Genomic DNA, 14,625 nt, shown 5'->3' on the forward strand with positions numbered 1-14,625 from the left:
TGCCGTCGCACGGCGGGACCGCGGTCACCCTGGCTGAGCGGCGACCGCACCCAACCCTACCGGCCCTTATGTACGACGGTCAGTGCTCAGGTGACTCAACAGGCGCCGAAGTGACCAGTTCTGTCAGCACGCCATGACAGTCCTTCGGGTGCAGGAAGGTGATCCGTGACCCCATGGAACCGCGTCGCGGCTCTTCGTACAGCACGCGTACGCGCTTGTCCTTGATCTCCGCGGCGTCCCCGTCCACATCCGCCGTACCGAAAGCGATGTGGTGGACGCCCTCCCCGTTCTTCGCGAGCCACTTCGCTACGGTGGAGTCCTCGCGGGTCGGCTCCAGAAGCTGCAGGTAGGAGGCGCCGCCGTCGGACGTGTCGTTGATCTTGAGCATGGCCTCCCGCACGCCCTGCTCCTCGTTGACCTCGGAGTGGAACACCTCGAAGCCGTAGGTGGCACGGTAGAACTCGACGGTCTTGTCGAGGTCGAAACAGGCGATCCCGATGTGGTCGATTCGCGTCAGCATGGATTCAGTGCAGCGCGCCGGAGGTGGTTACGCAACGTGCGCGCGATCACACCGACAGCCCGATGACGGGGTGGAGTACCGGTCAGTACATTCGAAGTAAACCCTCGTTCACTCCTCGGCTGTGCAGCCGGTAAGGGGATCGCAGCTCATGTCTTCTGCTACGACCAGCTCGGTGATCGTCTCAGGCGCGCGTACGCCCATGGGGCGGTTGCTCGGTTCGCTGAAGTCCTTCTCCGGAGCCGATCTCGGCGGCTTCGCGATCAAGGCCGCCCTCGACCGTGCGGGGATCGGCGGCGACCAGGTGCAGTACGTGATCATGGGGCAGGTGCTCCAGGCCGGGGCGGGGCAGATCCCGGCGCGCCAGGCCGCCGTCAAGGCGGGCATCCCGATGAACGTGCCGGCGCTGACCATCAACAAGGTGTGTCTGTCGGGCCTCGACGCGATCGCGCTCGCCGACCAGCTGATCCGCGCGGGTGAGTTCGACGTGGTCGTCGCCGGCGGCCAGGAGTCCATGACCAACGCCCCGCACCTGCTGCCGAAGTCCCGCGAGGGCTTCAAGTACGGCGCGGTCCAGATGCTCGACGCCATGGCCCACGACGGGCTGACCGACTCCTTCGACGGCGTCGCCATGGGCGAGTCGACGGAGAAGCACAACACCCGCCTCGGCATCGGCCGGGCCGAGCAGGACGAGATCGCCGCGCTGTCCCACCAGCGGGCCGCCGCCGCGCAGAAGAACGGCCTGTTCGAGGCGGAGATCACCCCCGTCGAGATCCCCCAGCGCAAGGGCGACCCGGTGCTGTTCAGCAAGGACGAGGGGATCCGCGGCGACACCACCGCCGAGTCCCTGGGCAAGCTGCGTCCGGCGTTCTCCAAGGACGGCACGATCACGGCCGGTTCCGCCTCGCAGATCTCCGACGGTGCCGCCGCCGTCGTCGTGATGAGCAAGGCCAAGGCGCAGGAGCTCGGCCTGGAGTGGATCGCCGAGATCGGGGCGCACGGCAACGTGGCCGGTCCGGACAACTCGCTGCAGTCCCAGCCGTCCAACGCGATCCTGCACGCGCTGAAGAAGGAGGGGCTGGAGGTCTCCGACCTCGACCTCGTCGAGATCAACGAGGCGTTCGCGGCGGTTGCCGTGCAGTCCATGAAGGACCTCGGAGTATCCACCGAAAAGGTGAACGTCAACGGCGGTGCGATTGCCCTGGGTCACCCGATCGGGATGTCCGGTGCGCGACTCGTGCTGCACCTCGCGCTGGAGCTGAAGCGGCGGGGCGGTGGCGTGGGCGCGGCCGCGCTGTGCGGTGGCGGCGGTCAGGGTGACGCGCTGATCGTCCGGGTACCGAAGGCCTGAGACCCCTTCCGGTGGGTTTCTTCGGTAGGTCTCTTCGGTAGGTCCCTTTTCTGAACGGAGCTGTGATGCAGGACGTCTCCACGCTGGTGGCCCAGGCCAGAGAGGGGCGGCCGCGGGCCGTGGCCCGGCTGATCTCCCTGGTGGAGGGGGCGTCCCCGCAGCTGCGCGAGGTCATGGCGGCGCTCGCGCCCCTGACGGGCGGGGCCTACGTCGTGGGGCTGACCGGGTCGCCCGGGGTCGGCAAGTCCACGTCGACCTCGGCGCTGGTCTCCGCGTACCGCAAGCAGGGCAGGCGGGTCGGCGTGCTCGCCGTCGACCCGTCGTCGCCGTTCTCGGGCGGTGCGCTGCTCGGCGACCGGGTGCGGATGTCGGAGCACGCGTCCGACCCGGGCGTGTACATCCGCTCGATGGCGACGCGCGGGCACCTGGGCGGGCTGGCCTGGGCCGCCCCCCAGGCGATCCGGGTCCTGGACGCGGCCGGCTGCGAGGTGATCCTCGTCGAGACGGTGGGGGTCGGGCAGTCGGAGGTGGAGATCGCCTCGCAGGCGGACACGTCCGTGGTGCTGCTGGCACCGGGGATGGGGGACGGGATCCAGGCGGCCAAGGCCGGGATCCTGGAGATCGGTGACGTCTACGTCGTGAACAAGGCCGACCGGGACGGGGCCGATGCGACGGCCCGCGAGCTGAACCACATGCTGGGGCTGGGCGAGGCGCGGGGGCCGGGCGACTGGCGCCCGCCGATCGTCAAGACGGTCGCGGCGCGCGGCGAGGGCGTCGACGAGGTCGTCGAGGCCCTGGAGAAGCACCGGGCCTGGATGGAGGAGCGGGGGGTCCTCGCGGAGCGGCGGATGTCCCGGGCTGCCCGAGAGGTCGAGACGATCGCGGTGACGGCACTGCGGGAGCGGATCGGGGACCTGCACGGGGACCGGCGGCTGGGGGCGTTGGCCGAGCGGATCGTGGCGGGGGAGCTGGATCCCTATCGGGCGGCGGATGAGCTGGTCGCCGGGTTGACGGAGGGCTGAGCGTCGCCGGGTGCGTGTGCCTGCGGCGGCGGCCCGTGGCTGCTTCGGTGGGGGTGCGCGTGCCTGCGCCTGCCGCCGGGTGGTGGGTCGAAGGCCGCGCCGGGGGATGTCCGTCCTAGGAACGGCGCGAGGGGGCCGGACGCCGACCGACTGTTCGCTGACGCGCCAACCGCTGCGGGCGGCCCCCCGACACGGCCCCTTCCGTGCGACGGCGGCTGCGGGCACCTCGTGCTTCCGCCCCAGCTGCCGCGGCGAGCGCCCCGGCCCGCCCGGCTGCGGGCCATCGTGCCGCGGCCAGGGCGGCACGGGTGGGCGCAGCGGCACCCCGCTCCGCCGCGCTGCGAAACGCCCCGGCGCCAGACCAGACGCCGGGGCGGTTGCAATCTCGCAGTGACTGTTCAGTCCCGGTCGTCGGCGTCGTCGTCCTGAGCGTCCGAGCGCTCCGCCGTGACCTTGCCCGTGCTGAGGTTGACCTTCCAGTCCTGCTCGCCGCCGCCGGACTTATGGGTCTCGGCCTCCCAGAACGTGCTCTTGCCGTCCTCGTCCAGGTCGACGGACGTCACCACGCCCTTGCCGGCGGCGGCCTTCGCGGCCTCCTCGGCCGTCACCGAGGAGCCCTTCAGCGCCGCCCGCACCTGCGCCGTGTCGTCCTCGTCGTCGGTGTGCGAACCGACCACCTTGCCGTTCGAGGGGTCGACGCTCACGCTGTGCCAGGTGTTGTCGCCGGACAGGACGTCGACCTTCCAGACCGCCTTGCCGCCGTCGTCCTCGTCGTCCAACTCGGCGGAGACGGCCGTACCCGACGTGTGCTTCAGCGCGGAGGCGATGGCCTCGGACGCGGTGACGTCCGCGGATGCCGCCCGTACGGCGTCGTCGTCGCGGTCGTCCCGCGCGTCCGCACCGTCCCGGTCGTCACGGCCGTCGTCATCCGACAGCCGGGTGTTCGCCGCCTGCCGCGCCGAGCCCTCGTGGCCTGCCGTGGTCGCGAGAGCCGTGGCCGTACCGCCTCCGATCAGAGCGGCGGCGGTCACAGCGGCGATCACGATGTTGCGCTTCATGCGGGTTCCTCCCGAGTCGTTTGGTTTTCGACGTCTTCCAATCTGGCGGACCGAGGCTGAGAGGGAGCTGAAGGCCCCTGAAATGATCTTCAGGTTGGCTTTGCCACTCTTTACGCATGCGCCTGTTGATCGTGGAGGACGAGAAGCGGCTGGCTCTGTCGCTCGCCAGGGGCCTGACGGCCGAGGGGTACGCCGTGGACGTCGTCCACGACGGGCGGGAGGGGCTGCACCAGGCCTCGCAGGGGGCATACGACCTGGTGATCCTCGACATCATGCTGCCGGGGCTCAACGGCTACCGGGTCTGCGCCGCCCTGCGCGCCGCCGGGCACGAGGTGCCGATCCTGATGCTGACCGCCAAGGACGGCGAGTACGACGAGGCCGAGGGGCTCGACACCGGCGCGGACGACTATCTGACCAAGCCCTTCTCGTACGTCGTGCTCGTCGCCCGGATCAAGGCCCTGCTGCGGCGGCGCGGGCAGGGGGCCGGGGCGTCGCCCGTGCATGTGCACGGGGACCTGAAAGTGGACACGGCGGCTCGGCGGGTGTTCCTCGGTGAGGACGAGATCGCCCTCACCGCCAAGGAGTTCTCCGTGCTGGAGCAGCTCGTGCTGCGAGCCGGCGAGGTGGTGTCCAAGTCCGCGATCCTGGAGCACGTCTGGGACTTCGCGTACGAGGGCGATCCGAACATCGTCGAGGTGTACGTCAGCACCCTGCGGCGCAAGCTGCGGGCGGGGCTGATCCGGACCGTGCGTGGGGCCGGGTACCGGCTGGAGACGTCGCCGTGAGGAGGCTGTTCGGTTCCGTCCGGGCGCGGGCCACCCTGGGGGCCACGCTGGTGGTCGCGGTGGCGCTCGTCGCCGCCGGCGCCGCCGTGCTGCTGTCCCTGAGGTCCAACCTGATGGGCGAGGCCGGTACGCAGGCCGAGCGCTCCGCGCGGGCGGTCGCCTCCGAGCTCGCCGCCGGGACGCCGTACGACAAGCTGTCCGGGCTGGACGGGGGTGACGGGCCGGTGCAGGTGCTGGACGAGCACAAGCGGCTGGTCGCGGCCAGTGAGGATCTGGAGCGGATCAGCGGGACGGACAGCGCGCAGGTGAAGCCGCAGCCGGCCGTGGCGCCGAGCGCGGACGACGATGACGACGCCGACGACCCGGGCGAGGCCCTCGAACCCGGGGAGATCTCCGGGGAGAGCGTCACCCGCAACGGGTCGGCGACGATCGACGGCGACACGGAGGACTACCGGTTCGCCGCCGTAGAGGTGGAGACCCACGACCGGGGACACCTCACGGTCTACGCGGGTGCCCCGCTGGCCGCCGAGCACGGGGCCGTGCGCACCGCGATGACCGTGATGCTGATCGGGTTCCCACTGCTGCTCGCCGTCGTCGCGGGCGTGACCTGGCTGGTCACCCGGCGGGCCCTGCGTCCCGTGGAGGGCATCCGGCGCGAGATGGCGGCGATCACCCACTCCGAGGACCTCGCGCGGCGCGTCCCGGAGCCCGACACGCACGACGAGATCGCCCGGCTCGCCAGCACCACCAACGAGACGCTCGCGGCCCTGGAGGCCTCCGTGGAGCGGCAGCGGCGCTTCGTCGCCGACGCCTCCCACGAGCTGCGCAGCCCGATCGCCTCGCTGCGGACGCAGTTGGAGGTGGCCGCCGCCCACCCCGAGCTGCTGGACCTCGACGGGGCCGTGGAGGACACCGTACGGCTGCAGCGGCTGGCCGCCGATCTGCTGCTGCTCGCCCGGCTGGACGCGGGGGAGCGGCCCAACGACGGGAAGGTCGACCTCGCCGGGCTGGCCCGGGAGGAGGCCGAGGGGCGGGCGGGTGTGACCGTGGACGCGGAGCCGGTGGAGGTGGCCGGATCCCGGGGGCAGTTGGGGCGGGTGCTCGCCAATCTGCTCGACAACGCCCAGCGGCATGCCCGGTCGGCCGTCACCGTGAGTGTGAGACGGGAGGGCGAGCGGGCCGTGGTCGGGGTGGGAGACGACGGGGACGGGGTGCCAGAGGCCGACCGGGAGCGGATCTTCGAACGGTTCGTACGGCTGGACGCCGCCCGCAGCCGGGACGACGGAGGGGCCGGGCTGGGTCTCGCCATCGCCCGGGACGTCGCCGTACGGCACGGCGGCACGCTCACCGCCGGGCAGGGACCCGCAGGCGGAGCCCTGTTCGAACTCCGCCTGCCGCTCGTGTAGCGAAGCTGCGGTTACGGGCGCCCGCGCTGGCCGCGCAAGTGCTCGGCGATGGGCTTGAGGGCCTTGTCGAGCTCCGTCAGAGCCTCAGGGGACAGCAGGTCGATGAAGTGCCTCCGCACGGACGCCACGTGGTGGGGCGCCACCTTCCGCATCGTCGCCATGCCGTGGTCGGTCAGGACCGCGTAGAGCCCCCGGCGGTCGGACTCGCAGCTCTCCCGCCGGACCAGGTTCGCGTTCTCCATGCGCGTGATCTGGTGCGAGAGGCGGCTCTTGGACTGGAGCGTGGCGGAGGCGAGGTCGCTCATCCGCATCCGCAGATCCTCGGACTCGGAGAGATTCACCAGGATCTCGTAGTCGTTCATTGTCAGGCCGAACGGCTGCAGGTCCTTCTCGAGCTGGTACGTCAACAGCCTGTTGACCTCCAGGTGGGTGCGCCAGGCGCACTGCTCCGCATCGGTCAGCCAGCGAGTGGCCGTCTCGGTCTCCATGAATGAAGTCTACCTAAAAGGTTGAAAGGCGAACTAGTGAGGGTTTTCGTGTGACGGCGCACGCCTGCCGAACAGGAGTGCGCAGACGTTCGATGTCACACTCCGCAGACTACCGCTCACAGCCCGAAGCGACGCTGGAGGTCCCCCAGCTGTCCGGGAAGACGCGGTGCGCCGGACTGCCCGGGGTGGGGGCTGTGCGCCCCGCCGCCGGGCACGCCGGCCTGGTGCGGAACGGCCCCCGTGGCCTGCTCGGGCATCAGGGTCTCGGACGACTGGAGCAGCACCGTGCCGGCGCCGACGAACTCGAACTGGTGCTCCTCGCCGGAGGCCCCTCCGAGGCCCGTCAGTGCACGTAGACCGCCCATCACGCCGGTCATGTAGCCGTGGTCGTAGTGGTGGCAGGGAGAGGGGCAGTCGGCCCAGCCGACCAGGGCCTGGGGGTCGACCCGGACGGGGGGTTCCATGAACACCACCGGGCCGTTCGACGCGGCCACGAACTTTCCGGTTCCGATGAGGGTCAGAAAACCCGGCACGATGGATTGCTTCAGCGACAGACTTGGCTGAAAAGCGAGCAAGTTGCCCGAGCGAATGGTCAGGTTGCCGTCCTCCAAGTCGTACGAATTGACATCGAAGGCCCGGTCGGCGAGGAGCATCTTGCCCGAGCCCTCCGCCACGACCCAGTCGCTCGCGTGCAGTGGCGAATGGAAGGACGTACGGACAAGACGGTCCAGCCGGCCGTGTCCGACCCCGTTGAACTCGATCGAGCCGTAGTAGGCGATCATCTTCCCCTTCTGCAGGAACCACTGGCTCCCCTTGAGCTCCACGCAGAAGGTGTGGGCGTTGACGTTGTCGTCGGGCGGCAGTGTCGCCGGGTCGAAGACCGCGGGGCCGGCGCCCGGGGTTCCGTACGTGCTCACAGCTTCTCCTCCGACGCCTGGACGTACACCGCACCGCTGCCGCTGAGCTCCAGCTGGAACGCCTCGCCCGAGCCGCGGCCCACCATGTCCCGCCAGCCCAGGGCGGTGGACAGCTTGTTGCGGACCTCGCCGTGGTGGGCGACGTAGGCCTGCGGGTCCACGTGCACCGGCCGCTGCGGGGTGATCGGGATCTCGATGACGCCGCCGTGGGCCATCACGGCGACGGCCCCGTGCCCCTTCAGCGTCGTGGTGAACAGCCCCTGGCCGCTGACCTGCCCGCGCACCATGCCCATGACGCCGCCCTGCGAGCCCAGGAACATCGTGCCCTGCTGGAGCGACCCCTCGAAGGCCAGCAGGCGGTCCGCCTCCACGTACAGCGTGTCGCCGGTGAGCCGGATGACCTGGACGTGATGCCCGCCGTGCCCGAACAGGACCGTGCCGCTGCCCTCCACGGTCATCAGGGGTGTGTCCTCGTCGGCGACCCGGCGGCCGATCATCGACATGATCCCGCCCTGCCCGCCCGCCATGCTGGGCGTGAAGGACACCTCGCCCTTGTAGGCGAGCATCGCTCCGCGCTGGCTGAACAGCTTCTGCCCCGGCGCGACCGTCGCCTCGACCATCTTCGCGTTGATCTCCCGGAAGGCCATCACACGTCTCCCGCGATCGTGTTCCGCTCGCTCGGCTGCACGTACACCAGCCCGTCCCCCTCGAACCGCATCTGGAAGGCCTCGCCGCCGCCCTCCCCGAGCAACGTGCGGAACGTCACACCGGACTGGAAGGACTGGCGCAGATTCCCCTGGTGCGCCACATACGCCCCCGGGTCGACGGTCAGCGGGTACTGCGGGCTGACCCGCAGCACCACCGCCGGGCCGTCCGACATGATCGCCGCCTGGCCGTGGCCCTCGACGGTCGTCGTGAACAGCCCGTTGCCCTGCGAGGCGCCGCGCAGGCCCGTGAACTCCGTCCCCGTGCGCAGCCCGCCGTCGGTCGCGAGCAGGTTGCTCGACTCCACGTAGAGCTTGTCGCCCTGGATGCCGACCAGGTTGATCTCGGAGGCGCGGTCCGCGAACCAGCAGGTCCCCCGCCCCTTCACCTCCATCAAGGTCATCTGCTCGCCGGTCAGCCGCCGGGTCACCATGCCTCGTATGCCCTCGCCGCCGCCGCTGAGCTTCTTGAAGGCCATCTCGCCGTCGTACGCGACCATCGAGCCGTTCTTCGCCTTCACGGCGTCTCCGGTCATGTCGACGGCCAGCACCTTGCTGCTGTGAAGTCGGAACATCGCCACGTACGCGAAGGTAGCCGCAGATCGGGTCCTACGGACAGGGACCGTGGGTGGAGAACGACCCTGAGCGCACCCCTAGGGGCCGGGGCCCACAGCGGTTTGCCACAATGGGCGGGACGCTTGTGCGTACGTTCACAAACCGTCAGGCCGCAAGACCGTTCAGACAGTCCAGACCGTCGCGTCTCTCCCACCGAAGGTGACCCGTGGACCTCAAGACCGCCACCGCCATCCGCCGCCTCCGCCTGGTCTCGGCCCCCGAGGCGATCTCCTTCCTCCTCCTGCTGGTCTGCTCGGTGCTGAAGCGGACCACGGACTTCAACGCCGTGCCGGTGATGGGCATGGTGCACGGGGTGCTGTTCATCCTGTACGTGATCTTCTTGGCGGACGCGTGGAACCGGGCGAAGTGGCCGGTGAAGACGGCCGCGCTGTACTTCGTGCTCTCGGTGCTGCCCACCGGTGGGTTCTTCGCGGAGCGCAAGCTGCGGCGTGAGGTCGAGGACGCGGTCATCGCGTCCCGGGCGCGCAACGAAGGCGTGGTGAACGCGTGATCGTCGCCTTCTCCGTGACGCCGCTGGGGGTCGGGGAGGACGTGGGGGAGTACGTCGCCGACGCCGTGCGGGTGGTGCGGGAGTCCGGGCTGCCGAACCGTACGGACGCGATGTTCACGTCCGTGGAGGGGGAGTGGGACCAGGTCATGGACGTCGTCCGACGTGCGGTCGCCGCGGTGGAGCGGCGGGCGCCCCGGGTGTCACTCGTCCTCAAGGCGGACATCCGTCCCGGGGTGACGGACGGACTCACGTCCAAGGTGGAGACGGTGGAGCGGCATCTCGCGGAGTAGCTCCCGAGGGCAGTGACGATGACGGAGCCCCGGTCCGTGCGGGCCGGGGTTCTCGGACGGGTCGTGAACCGGCAGGAAAGAGCATGGCCCGGTCAAGCCGCCGTAGCGGAGGCCGGTGGTGATGGACCGAAGAGCGAGACAATGCTGACCACCATGTGACCGGCCGGTAAGGTCGGGTTCGTGCCGAAGCCGCTCAGTCTCTCCTTCGATCCGATCGCGCGTGCCGACGAACGCTGGAAGCAGCGCTGGGGAAACGTGCCGTCCATGGCCGCGATCACCTCGATCATGCGCGCCCAGCAGATCCTGCTCGCCGAGGTCGACGCGGTGGTCAAGCCCTACGGGCTGACGTTCGCCCGCTACGAGGCACTGGTACTGCTCACCTTCTCCAAGTCCGGCGAGCTGCCGATGTCCAAGATCGGCGAGCGGCTCATGGTGCACCCCACGTCGGTGACGAACACCGTGGACCGGCTGGTCAGGTCGGGGCTGGTCGCCAAGCGGCCCAATCCGAACGACGGCCGCGGCACGCTCGCCAGCATCACCGGCAAGGGCCGCGAGGTGGTCGAGTCGGCCACCCGCGACCTGATGGCGATGGACTTCGGGCTCGGGGTGTACGACGCCGAGGAGTGCGCGGAGATCTTCGCGATGCTGCGGCCGCTGCGGGTCGCGGCGGGAGACTTCGAGGAGCAGTGACCCGGGGCAAGATCTCCCGGAACGGGTCGTTACGCTCGACGGCATGAAAAAGAGCGTGCTGACCCGCTACCGCGTGATGGCCTACGTCACCGGCGTGCTGCTGGTCCTGCTGACCGTCGGCGTCATCGCCAAGTACCTGCTCGAGCTGGACGGCGCCGATGGCTTCACGCGCGTCGTCGGCATCGCGCACGGCTGGCTGTACGTCGTGTACCTGATCTTCGCCTTCGATCTCGGCTCCAAGGCGAAGTGGCCGGTGGGCAAGCAGCTGTGGGTGCTGCTGGCCGGGACCGTCCCGACGGCCGCGTTCTTCGTGGAGCGCAGGATCAGCCGCGAGCTGGAGGGCCGGCTCGCTCAGGACTCGCCCGCGCCCGCCAAGGCGTAGGCGCGCCTCGCGGCATTTCCACCGCCGCACGCGTGCGTGCGGCGGTCGGTCTCACCCGTTCGCCAGGGTCACTCCCGTCAGCCATCGACATTTACTAGGACGTCCAAGTAAATTCGAGGGTATGGACGCTGACGCCATCGAGGAGGGCCGCCGTCGCTGGCAGGCCCGGTACGACGCCGCGCGCAGGCGCGAGGCCGACTTCACCACGCTCTCCGGCGATCCCGTGGAGCCGGTGTACGGGCCGCGGCCCGGGGACAGGTACGACGGGTTCGAGCGGATCGGCTGGCCCGGGGAGTACCCCTTCACCCGCGGGCTGTACGCGACGGGCTACCGAGGGCGTACCTGGACCATTCGGCAGTTCGCCGGGTTCGGCAACGCCGAGCAGACCAACGAGCGCTACAAGATGATCCTCCGCAACGGCGGAGGCGGGCTCTCGGTCGCCTTCGACATGCCGACGCTGATGGGCCGGGACTCCGACGACCCGCGGTCGCTGGGCGAGGTCGGGCACTGCGGGGTGGCGATCGACTCGGCGGCCGACATGGAGGTCCTGTTCAAGGACATCCCGCTGGGTGACGTCACGACCTCGATGACCATCAGCGGCCCGGCCGTCCCCGTCTTCTGCATGTACCTGGTCGCCGCCGAACGGCAGGGCGTCGACCCGTCCGTACTGAACGGCACGCTCCAGACGGACATCTTCAAGGAGTACATCGCCCAGAAGGAGTGGCTCTTCCAGCCCGAGCCCCACCTGCGGCTCATCGGCGACCTGATGGAGTACTGCGCGGCCGGCATCCCCGCGTACAAGCCGCTGTCCGTCTCCGGCTACCACATCCGCGAGGCCGGGTCGACGGCCGCGCAGGAGCTGGCGTACACCCTGGCGGACGGCTTCGGGTACGTCGAGCTGGGCCTGTCGCGCGGGCTGGACGTCGACGTCTTCGCCCCCGGTCTGTCCTTCTTCTTCGACGCGCACGTCGACTTCTTCGAGGAGATCGCCAAGTTCCGGGCGGCACGGCGGATCTGGGCCCGCTGGATGCGGGACGTCTACGGCGCGAAGTCGGAGAAGGCCCAGTGGCTGCGCTTCCACACCCAGACCGCCGGCGTCTCCCTCACCGCGCAGCAGCCGTACAACAACGTCGTACGGACGGCCGTGGAGGCGCTGGCGGCCGTGCTCGGCGGGACGAACTCGCTGCACACCAACGCGCTCGACGAGACGCTGGCCCTGCCGAGCGAGCAGGCCGCCGAGATCGCGCTGCGCACGCAGCAGGTGCTGATGGAGGAGACCGGCGTCGCCAACGTCGCCGATCCGCTGGGCGGTTCCTGGTACGTCGAGCAGCTGACCGACCGCATCGAGGCGGACGCGGAGAAGATCTTCGAGCAGATCAAGGAGCGGGGCCTGCGGGCGCACCCCGACGGGCAGCACCCGATCGGGCCGATCACCTCCGGGATCCTGCGGGGCATCGAGGACGGCTGGTTCACCGGGGAGATCGCCGAGTCGGCGTTCCGGTACCAGCGGGCGCTGGAGAAGGGCGACAAGAAGGTCGTCGGGGTGAACGTCCACACCGGGTCGGTGACCGGGGATCTGGAGATCCTGCGGGTCAGCCACGAGGTGGAGCGGGAGCAGGTGCGGGTGCTGGCCGGCCGGAAGTCGGCCCGCGACGACACGGCGGTGCGCACGGCCCTGGACGCCATGCTGGCCGCCGCCAGGTCCGGCGCCAACATGATCGAGCCGATGCTGGACGCGGTACGGGCGGAGGCCACGCTCGGGGAGATCTGCGGGGTGCTGCGGGACGAGTGGGGGGTGTACACCGAGCCTGCCGGTTTCTGAGCGCTCAGCGTGGGGGGGCCAACCCCTGCAACAGCACCCTGGTGAAGCTCCTCACCCAATCCTCGTCCGCCGGCTGGGCGCTCACCAGAGTGCGGTGCACCACCGCACCCGCCACCATGTCGAAGATCAGGTCCACCGTGCGGGCGGCCGAGGCGGGGTCCGGTTCCGGGGGGAGTTCGCCCCGGGCCTGGGCCCGCGCGCGGCCCTCCAGGACCAGGCGCTTCTGGCGGTCGACCACGGACGAGCGGATGCGTTCCCGCAGGGCCTCGTCGCGGGTGGCTTCCGCCACCACCGCCATCAGGCCGCTCTTCGCCTCCGGGAGGGCCAGGATAGTGGCGAACTGCAGGACCACGCCCTCGATGTCGGCGGCCAGGGAGCCGCGGTCGGGAAGTTCCAGCTCGTCGAAGAGTTCCGCCACCGCGTCGACGACCAGTTCGTTCTTGCCGGCCCAGCGGCGGTAGAGCGTCGTTTTCGCAACCCCGGCGCGGGCGGCGACGTCTCCCAGGGTGAGTTTGGACCAGCCCAGTTCCACCAGAGCCTCGCGGGTCGCGGCCAGGATCGCGGCGTCCGCCGCGGCGTTGCGCGGACGCCCGGTGCGGCTGGCTGAGCTGCGGCTCTGCATGCCATGACCATAAACCGGCGGTTCCTGTGTGGCCGTGAGGGAGATCACCGGGGGGTGTTGTCCCGCGGGTGCCGTATGGCATTACGCTACGACTCGTAGCGAAAGCCCGTGCAGGACGTACACGGGCCTCGGTACACACGGCGTGGGGTGGGGACCCGGCGCCGGAGGGCACTCGACCGGCCCGGCTTTCACACCGTTTTTCACACGCGCGCGCAGTACGGGGGAGGATAGGCGCATGCAGCCACGGAACATGTCCATGAGCGGAGTCGTCGACCTCGCCGCGGTGAAGGCGGCCCAGGAGGCCAAGGCGAAGGCGGAGCAGGCGCGCGCCCAAGCAGCCCGTGAGGGCGGGTCGGGGGCGATCTCCCCGGCCGATCTCGTCATCGACGTCGACGAGGCGGGGTTCGAGAGGGACGTCCTCCAGCGGTCGGCCGAGGTGCCCGTCGTCATCGACTTCTGGGCCGAGTGGTGTCAGCCCTGCAAGCAGCTGAGCCCGGTCCTGGAGCGGCTGGCCGTCGAGTACAACGGCCGCTTCCTGCTCGCCAAGATCGACGTCGACGCCAACCAGATGCTGATGCAGCAGTTCGGTATCCAGGGGATCCCCGCGGTGTTCGCGGTGGTCGCCGGGCAGGCGCTGCCGCTCTTCCAGGGTGCCGCGGGTGAGGAGCAGATCCGGCAGACCCTGGACCAGCTGGTGCAGGTCGCCGAGCAGCGCTTCGGTCTGACCGGCCTCGTCGTCGACCCCGAGGCCGAGCCGGGCGGCGCCCCGGCGGCCCCCGAGCGGCCGGCCGGCCCCCACGACGCCCTCCTAGAGGCCGCCGTGCAGGCGCTGGACTCGGGTGACCTGGGCGGTGCCGTCCAGGCGTACAAGAACGTGCTGAACGAGGACCCGGGCAACGAGGAGGCCAAACTGGGTCTCGCCCAGGCCGAGTTGCTTCAGCGGGTGCAGGGCGCCGACCCGCAGCAGGTGCGCAAGGACGCGGCCGAGAAGCCGGCCGATGTGCAGGCGCAGATCGCCGCCGCCGACCTGGATCTGGTGGGCGGCCATGTCGAGGACGCCTTCGGCCGGCTCATCGAGACCGTGGCGCGCACGGTGGGTGACGACCGGGACACCGTACGGATGCGCCTGGTGGAGCTGTTCGAGGTCGTCGGGCCCGAGGATCCACGCGTGATCGCGGCTCGTAGGGCCCTGGCCCGCGCCCTGTTCTGACCAGTCGTTAAACACGCGGGCCTGTGGTGCCCGTGTGAAAAAAATGCCCTCAGAGGGCCACTGCGGCCGCGCTTTACCAAAGCTTGGTAATCGCGGCCGCTGTTACTGCGAGTAAGTCGCAGACGTTGATCTGTCGGTTTCTGTCCATTGATCAACAGCTTTGCACCGCTGCCCGGGACCACCCTGAGTCGCCGACCGAGACCGATGGGTCGTTGTTCGGTTACCCGGCCGTTAC

General features: G+C 70.1%; 17 protein-coding genes. 10 read left to right on the plus strand and 7 right to left on the minus strand.

Features of this window, described 5'->3' with window-relative positions; all coding sequences use genetic code 11:
* Positions 1–79: 79 nt before the first annotated feature.
* A complete protein-coding gene (gene mce / locus ACWD1U_RS12820) occupies positions 80–520 on the minus strand; it encodes a methylmalonyl-CoA epimerase (protein WP_451106943.1) in 441 nt (146 codons plus the stop codon).
* Positions 521–668: 148 nt separating this feature from the next.
* On the opposite strand from mce, the gene ACWD1U_RS12825 reads away from it, so the two are divergent.
* On the plus strand, positions 669–1,868 hold the full coding sequence (locus ACWD1U_RS12825; protein WP_451106945.1) for an acetyl-CoA C-acetyltransferase: 1,200 nt from the start codon (positions 669–671) through the stop codon (positions 1,866–1,868).
* A gap of 65 nt (positions 1,869–1,933) precedes the next feature.
* Entirely contained in the window at positions 1,934–2,890 is a 957-nt protein-coding gene (gene meaB / locus ACWD1U_RS12830) for a methylmalonyl Co-A mutase-associated GTPase MeaB (RefSeq protein ID WP_451106946.1), read from the plus strand.
* Positions 2,891–3,288: 398 nt separating this feature from the next.
* On the opposite strand, the gene ACWD1U_RS12835 is transcribed toward meaB, so the two are convergent.
* Positions 3,289–3,948 carry a PepSY domain-containing protein gene (locus tag ACWD1U_RS12835; protein WP_451106947.1) on the minus strand — a complete coding sequence of 220 codons (660 nt, stop codon included), beginning with the start codon at positions 3,946–3,948 and terminating at the stop codon, positions 3,289–3,291.
* Between the two features lie 116 nt (positions 3,949–4,064).
* Between ACWD1U_RS12835 and ACWD1U_RS12840 the strand changes: the two genes are divergently transcribed.
* A complete protein-coding gene (locus tag ACWD1U_RS12840) occupies positions 4,065–4,733 on the plus strand; it encodes a response regulator transcription factor (protein WP_451106948.1) in 669 nt (222 codons plus the stop codon).
* Complete coding sequence (locus tag ACWD1U_RS12845; protein ID WP_451106950.1) at positions 4,730–6,139, plus strand: ATP-binding protein; 1,410 nt, start codon at positions 4,730–4,732, stop codon at positions 6,137–6,139. The genes ACWD1U_RS12840 and ACWD1U_RS12845 overlap by 4 nt, the downstream gene beginning before the upstream one ends.
* Positions 6,140–6,150: 11 nt before the next feature.
* Here ACWD1U_RS12845 and ACWD1U_RS12850 read toward each other — a convergent pair whose 3' ends face one another.
* The 4 genes from ACWD1U_RS12850 to ACWD1U_RS12865 all read right to left on the minus strand — a co-directional run bounded on the left by ACWD1U_RS12850 (position 6,151) and on the right by ACWD1U_RS12865 (position 8,823).
* On the minus strand, positions 6,151–6,627 hold the full coding sequence (locus tag ACWD1U_RS12850) for a MarR family winged helix-turn-helix transcriptional regulator (protein WP_451106952.1): 477 nt from the start codon (positions 6,625–6,627) through the stop codon (positions 6,151–6,153).
* A 116-nt stretch (positions 6,628–6,743) separates the two neighbouring features.
* The gene (locus ACWD1U_RS12855; protein WP_451106953.1) at positions 6,744–7,544 is read right to left on the minus strand and encodes an AIM24 family protein; all 801 of its coding nucleotides are present in this window, start codon (positions 7,542–7,544) and stop codon (positions 6,744–6,746) included.
* Positions 7,541–8,191: an AIM24 family protein gene (locus tag ACWD1U_RS12860; RefSeq protein ID WP_451106955.1), complete on the minus strand. Its 651-nt coding sequence runs from the start codon at positions 8,189–8,191 to the stop codon at positions 7,541–7,543. Before ACWD1U_RS12860 ends, ACWD1U_RS12855 begins: the two co-directional genes overlap by 4 nt.
* The gene (locus ACWD1U_RS12865) at positions 8,191–8,823 is read right to left on the minus strand and encodes an AIM24 family protein (protein ID WP_451107019.1); all 633 of its coding nucleotides are present in this window, start codon (positions 8,821–8,823) and stop codon (positions 8,191–8,193) included. Before ACWD1U_RS12865 ends, ACWD1U_RS12860 begins: the two co-directional genes overlap by 1 nt.
* A 206-nt stretch (positions 8,824–9,029) precedes the next feature.
* Here ACWD1U_RS12865 and ACWD1U_RS12870 point away from each other — a divergent pair, with 206 nt between their 5' ends.
* The 5 genes from ACWD1U_RS12870 to ACWD1U_RS12890 all read left to right on the plus strand — a co-directional run bounded on the left by ACWD1U_RS12870 (position 9,030) and on the right by ACWD1U_RS12890 (position 12,558).
* Complete coding sequence (locus tag ACWD1U_RS12870; RefSeq protein WP_451106957.1) at positions 9,030–9,374, plus strand: DUF3817 domain-containing protein; 345 nt, start codon at positions 9,030–9,032, stop codon at positions 9,372–9,374.
* Positions 9,371–9,664 (plus strand): MTH1187 family thiamine-binding protein, encoded by a 294-nt coding sequence (locus ACWD1U_RS12875; protein ID WP_351410524.1) that lies wholly within the window; start codon positions 9,371–9,373, stop codon positions 9,662–9,664. Before ACWD1U_RS12870 ends, ACWD1U_RS12875 begins: the two co-directional genes overlap by 4 nt.
* A gap of 180 nt (positions 9,665–9,844) precedes the next feature.
* Positions 9,845–10,354, plus strand: a complete 510-nt coding sequence (locus ACWD1U_RS12880; RefSeq protein WP_351364659.1) for a MarR family winged helix-turn-helix transcriptional regulator — start codon at positions 9,845–9,847, stop codon at positions 10,352–10,354.
* A gap of 43 nt (positions 10,355–10,397) precedes the next feature.
* On the plus strand, positions 10,398–10,736 hold the full coding sequence (locus tag ACWD1U_RS12885; RefSeq protein WP_451106959.1) for a DUF3817 domain-containing protein: 339 nt from the start codon (positions 10,398–10,400) through the stop codon (positions 10,734–10,736).
* 121 nt (positions 10,737–10,857) lie between these two features.
* Positions 10,858–12,558, plus strand: coding sequence for an acyl-CoA mutase large subunit family protein (locus ACWD1U_RS12890; protein ID WP_451106960.1), 1,701 nt, complete (start codon positions 10,858–10,860; stop codon positions 12,556–12,558).
* A 4-nt stretch (positions 12,559–12,562) separates the two neighbouring features.
* On the opposite strand, the gene ACWD1U_RS12895 is transcribed toward ACWD1U_RS12890, so the two are convergent.
* Positions 12,563–13,180, minus strand: coding sequence for a TetR/AcrR family transcriptional regulator (locus ACWD1U_RS12895; protein ID WP_451106962.1), 618 nt, complete (start codon positions 13,178–13,180; stop codon positions 12,563–12,565).
* 235 nt (positions 13,181–13,415) lie between these two features.
* Between ACWD1U_RS12895 and ACWD1U_RS12900 the strand changes: the two genes are divergently transcribed.
* Positions 13,416–14,390, plus strand: coding sequence for a tetratricopeptide repeat protein (locus ACWD1U_RS12900; protein WP_451106964.1), 975 nt, complete (start codon positions 13,416–13,418; stop codon positions 14,388–14,390).
* The last annotated feature ends 235 nt before the right edge of the window (positions 14,391–14,625 follow it).

It is taken from the genome of Streptomyces sp. NPDC002788 (genome assembly GCF_053592115.1).

Bases quoted from the DNA above. Each gene is read 5' to 3' on its own strand.
- mce (WP_451106943.1), bottom strand. From the start codon at position 520: ATGCTGACGCGAATCGACCACATCGGGATCGCCTGTTTCGACCTCGAC.
- ACWD1U_RS12825 (WP_451106945.1), top strand. From the start codon at position 669: ATGTCTTCTGCTACGACCAGCTCGGTGATCGTCTCAGGCGCGCGTACG.
- meaB (WP_451106946.1), top strand. From the start codon at position 1,934: ATGCAGGACGTCTCCACGCTGGTGGCCCAGGCCAGAGAGGGGCGGCCG.
- ACWD1U_RS12835 (WP_451106947.1), bottom strand. From the start codon at position 3,948: ATGAAGCGCAACATCGTGATCGCCGCTGTGACCGCCGCCGCTCTGATC.
- ACWD1U_RS12840 (WP_451106948.1), top strand. From the start codon at position 4,065: ATGCGCCTGTTGATCGTGGAGGACGAGAAGCGGCTGGCTCTGTCGCTC.
- ACWD1U_RS12850 (WP_451106952.1), bottom strand. From the start codon at position 6,627: ATGGAGACCGAGACGGCCACTCGCTGGCTGACCGATGCGGAGCAGTGC.
- ACWD1U_RS12860 (WP_451106955.1), bottom strand. From the start codon at position 8,191: ATGGCCTTCCGGGAGATCAACGCGAAGATGGTCGAGGCGACGGTCGCG.
- ACWD1U_RS12865 (WP_451107019.1), bottom strand. From the start codon at position 8,823: ATGTTCCGACTTCACAGCAGCAAGGTGCTGGCCGTCGACATGACCGGA.
- ACWD1U_RS12885 (WP_451106959.1), top strand. From the start codon at position 10,398: ATGAAAAAGAGCGTGCTGACCCGCTACCGCGTGATGGCCTACGTCACC.
- ACWD1U_RS12890 (WP_451106960.1), top strand. From the start codon at position 10,858: ATGGACGCTGACGCCATCGAGGAGGGCCGCCGTCGCTGGCAGGCCCGG.
- ACWD1U_RS12895 (WP_451106962.1), bottom strand. From the start codon at position 13,180: ATGCAGAGCCGCAGCTCAGCCAGCCGCACCGGGCGTCCGCGCAACGCC.
- ACWD1U_RS12900 (WP_451106964.1), top strand. From the start codon at position 13,416: ATGCAGCCACGGAACATGTCCATGAGCGGAGTCGTCGACCTCGCCGCG.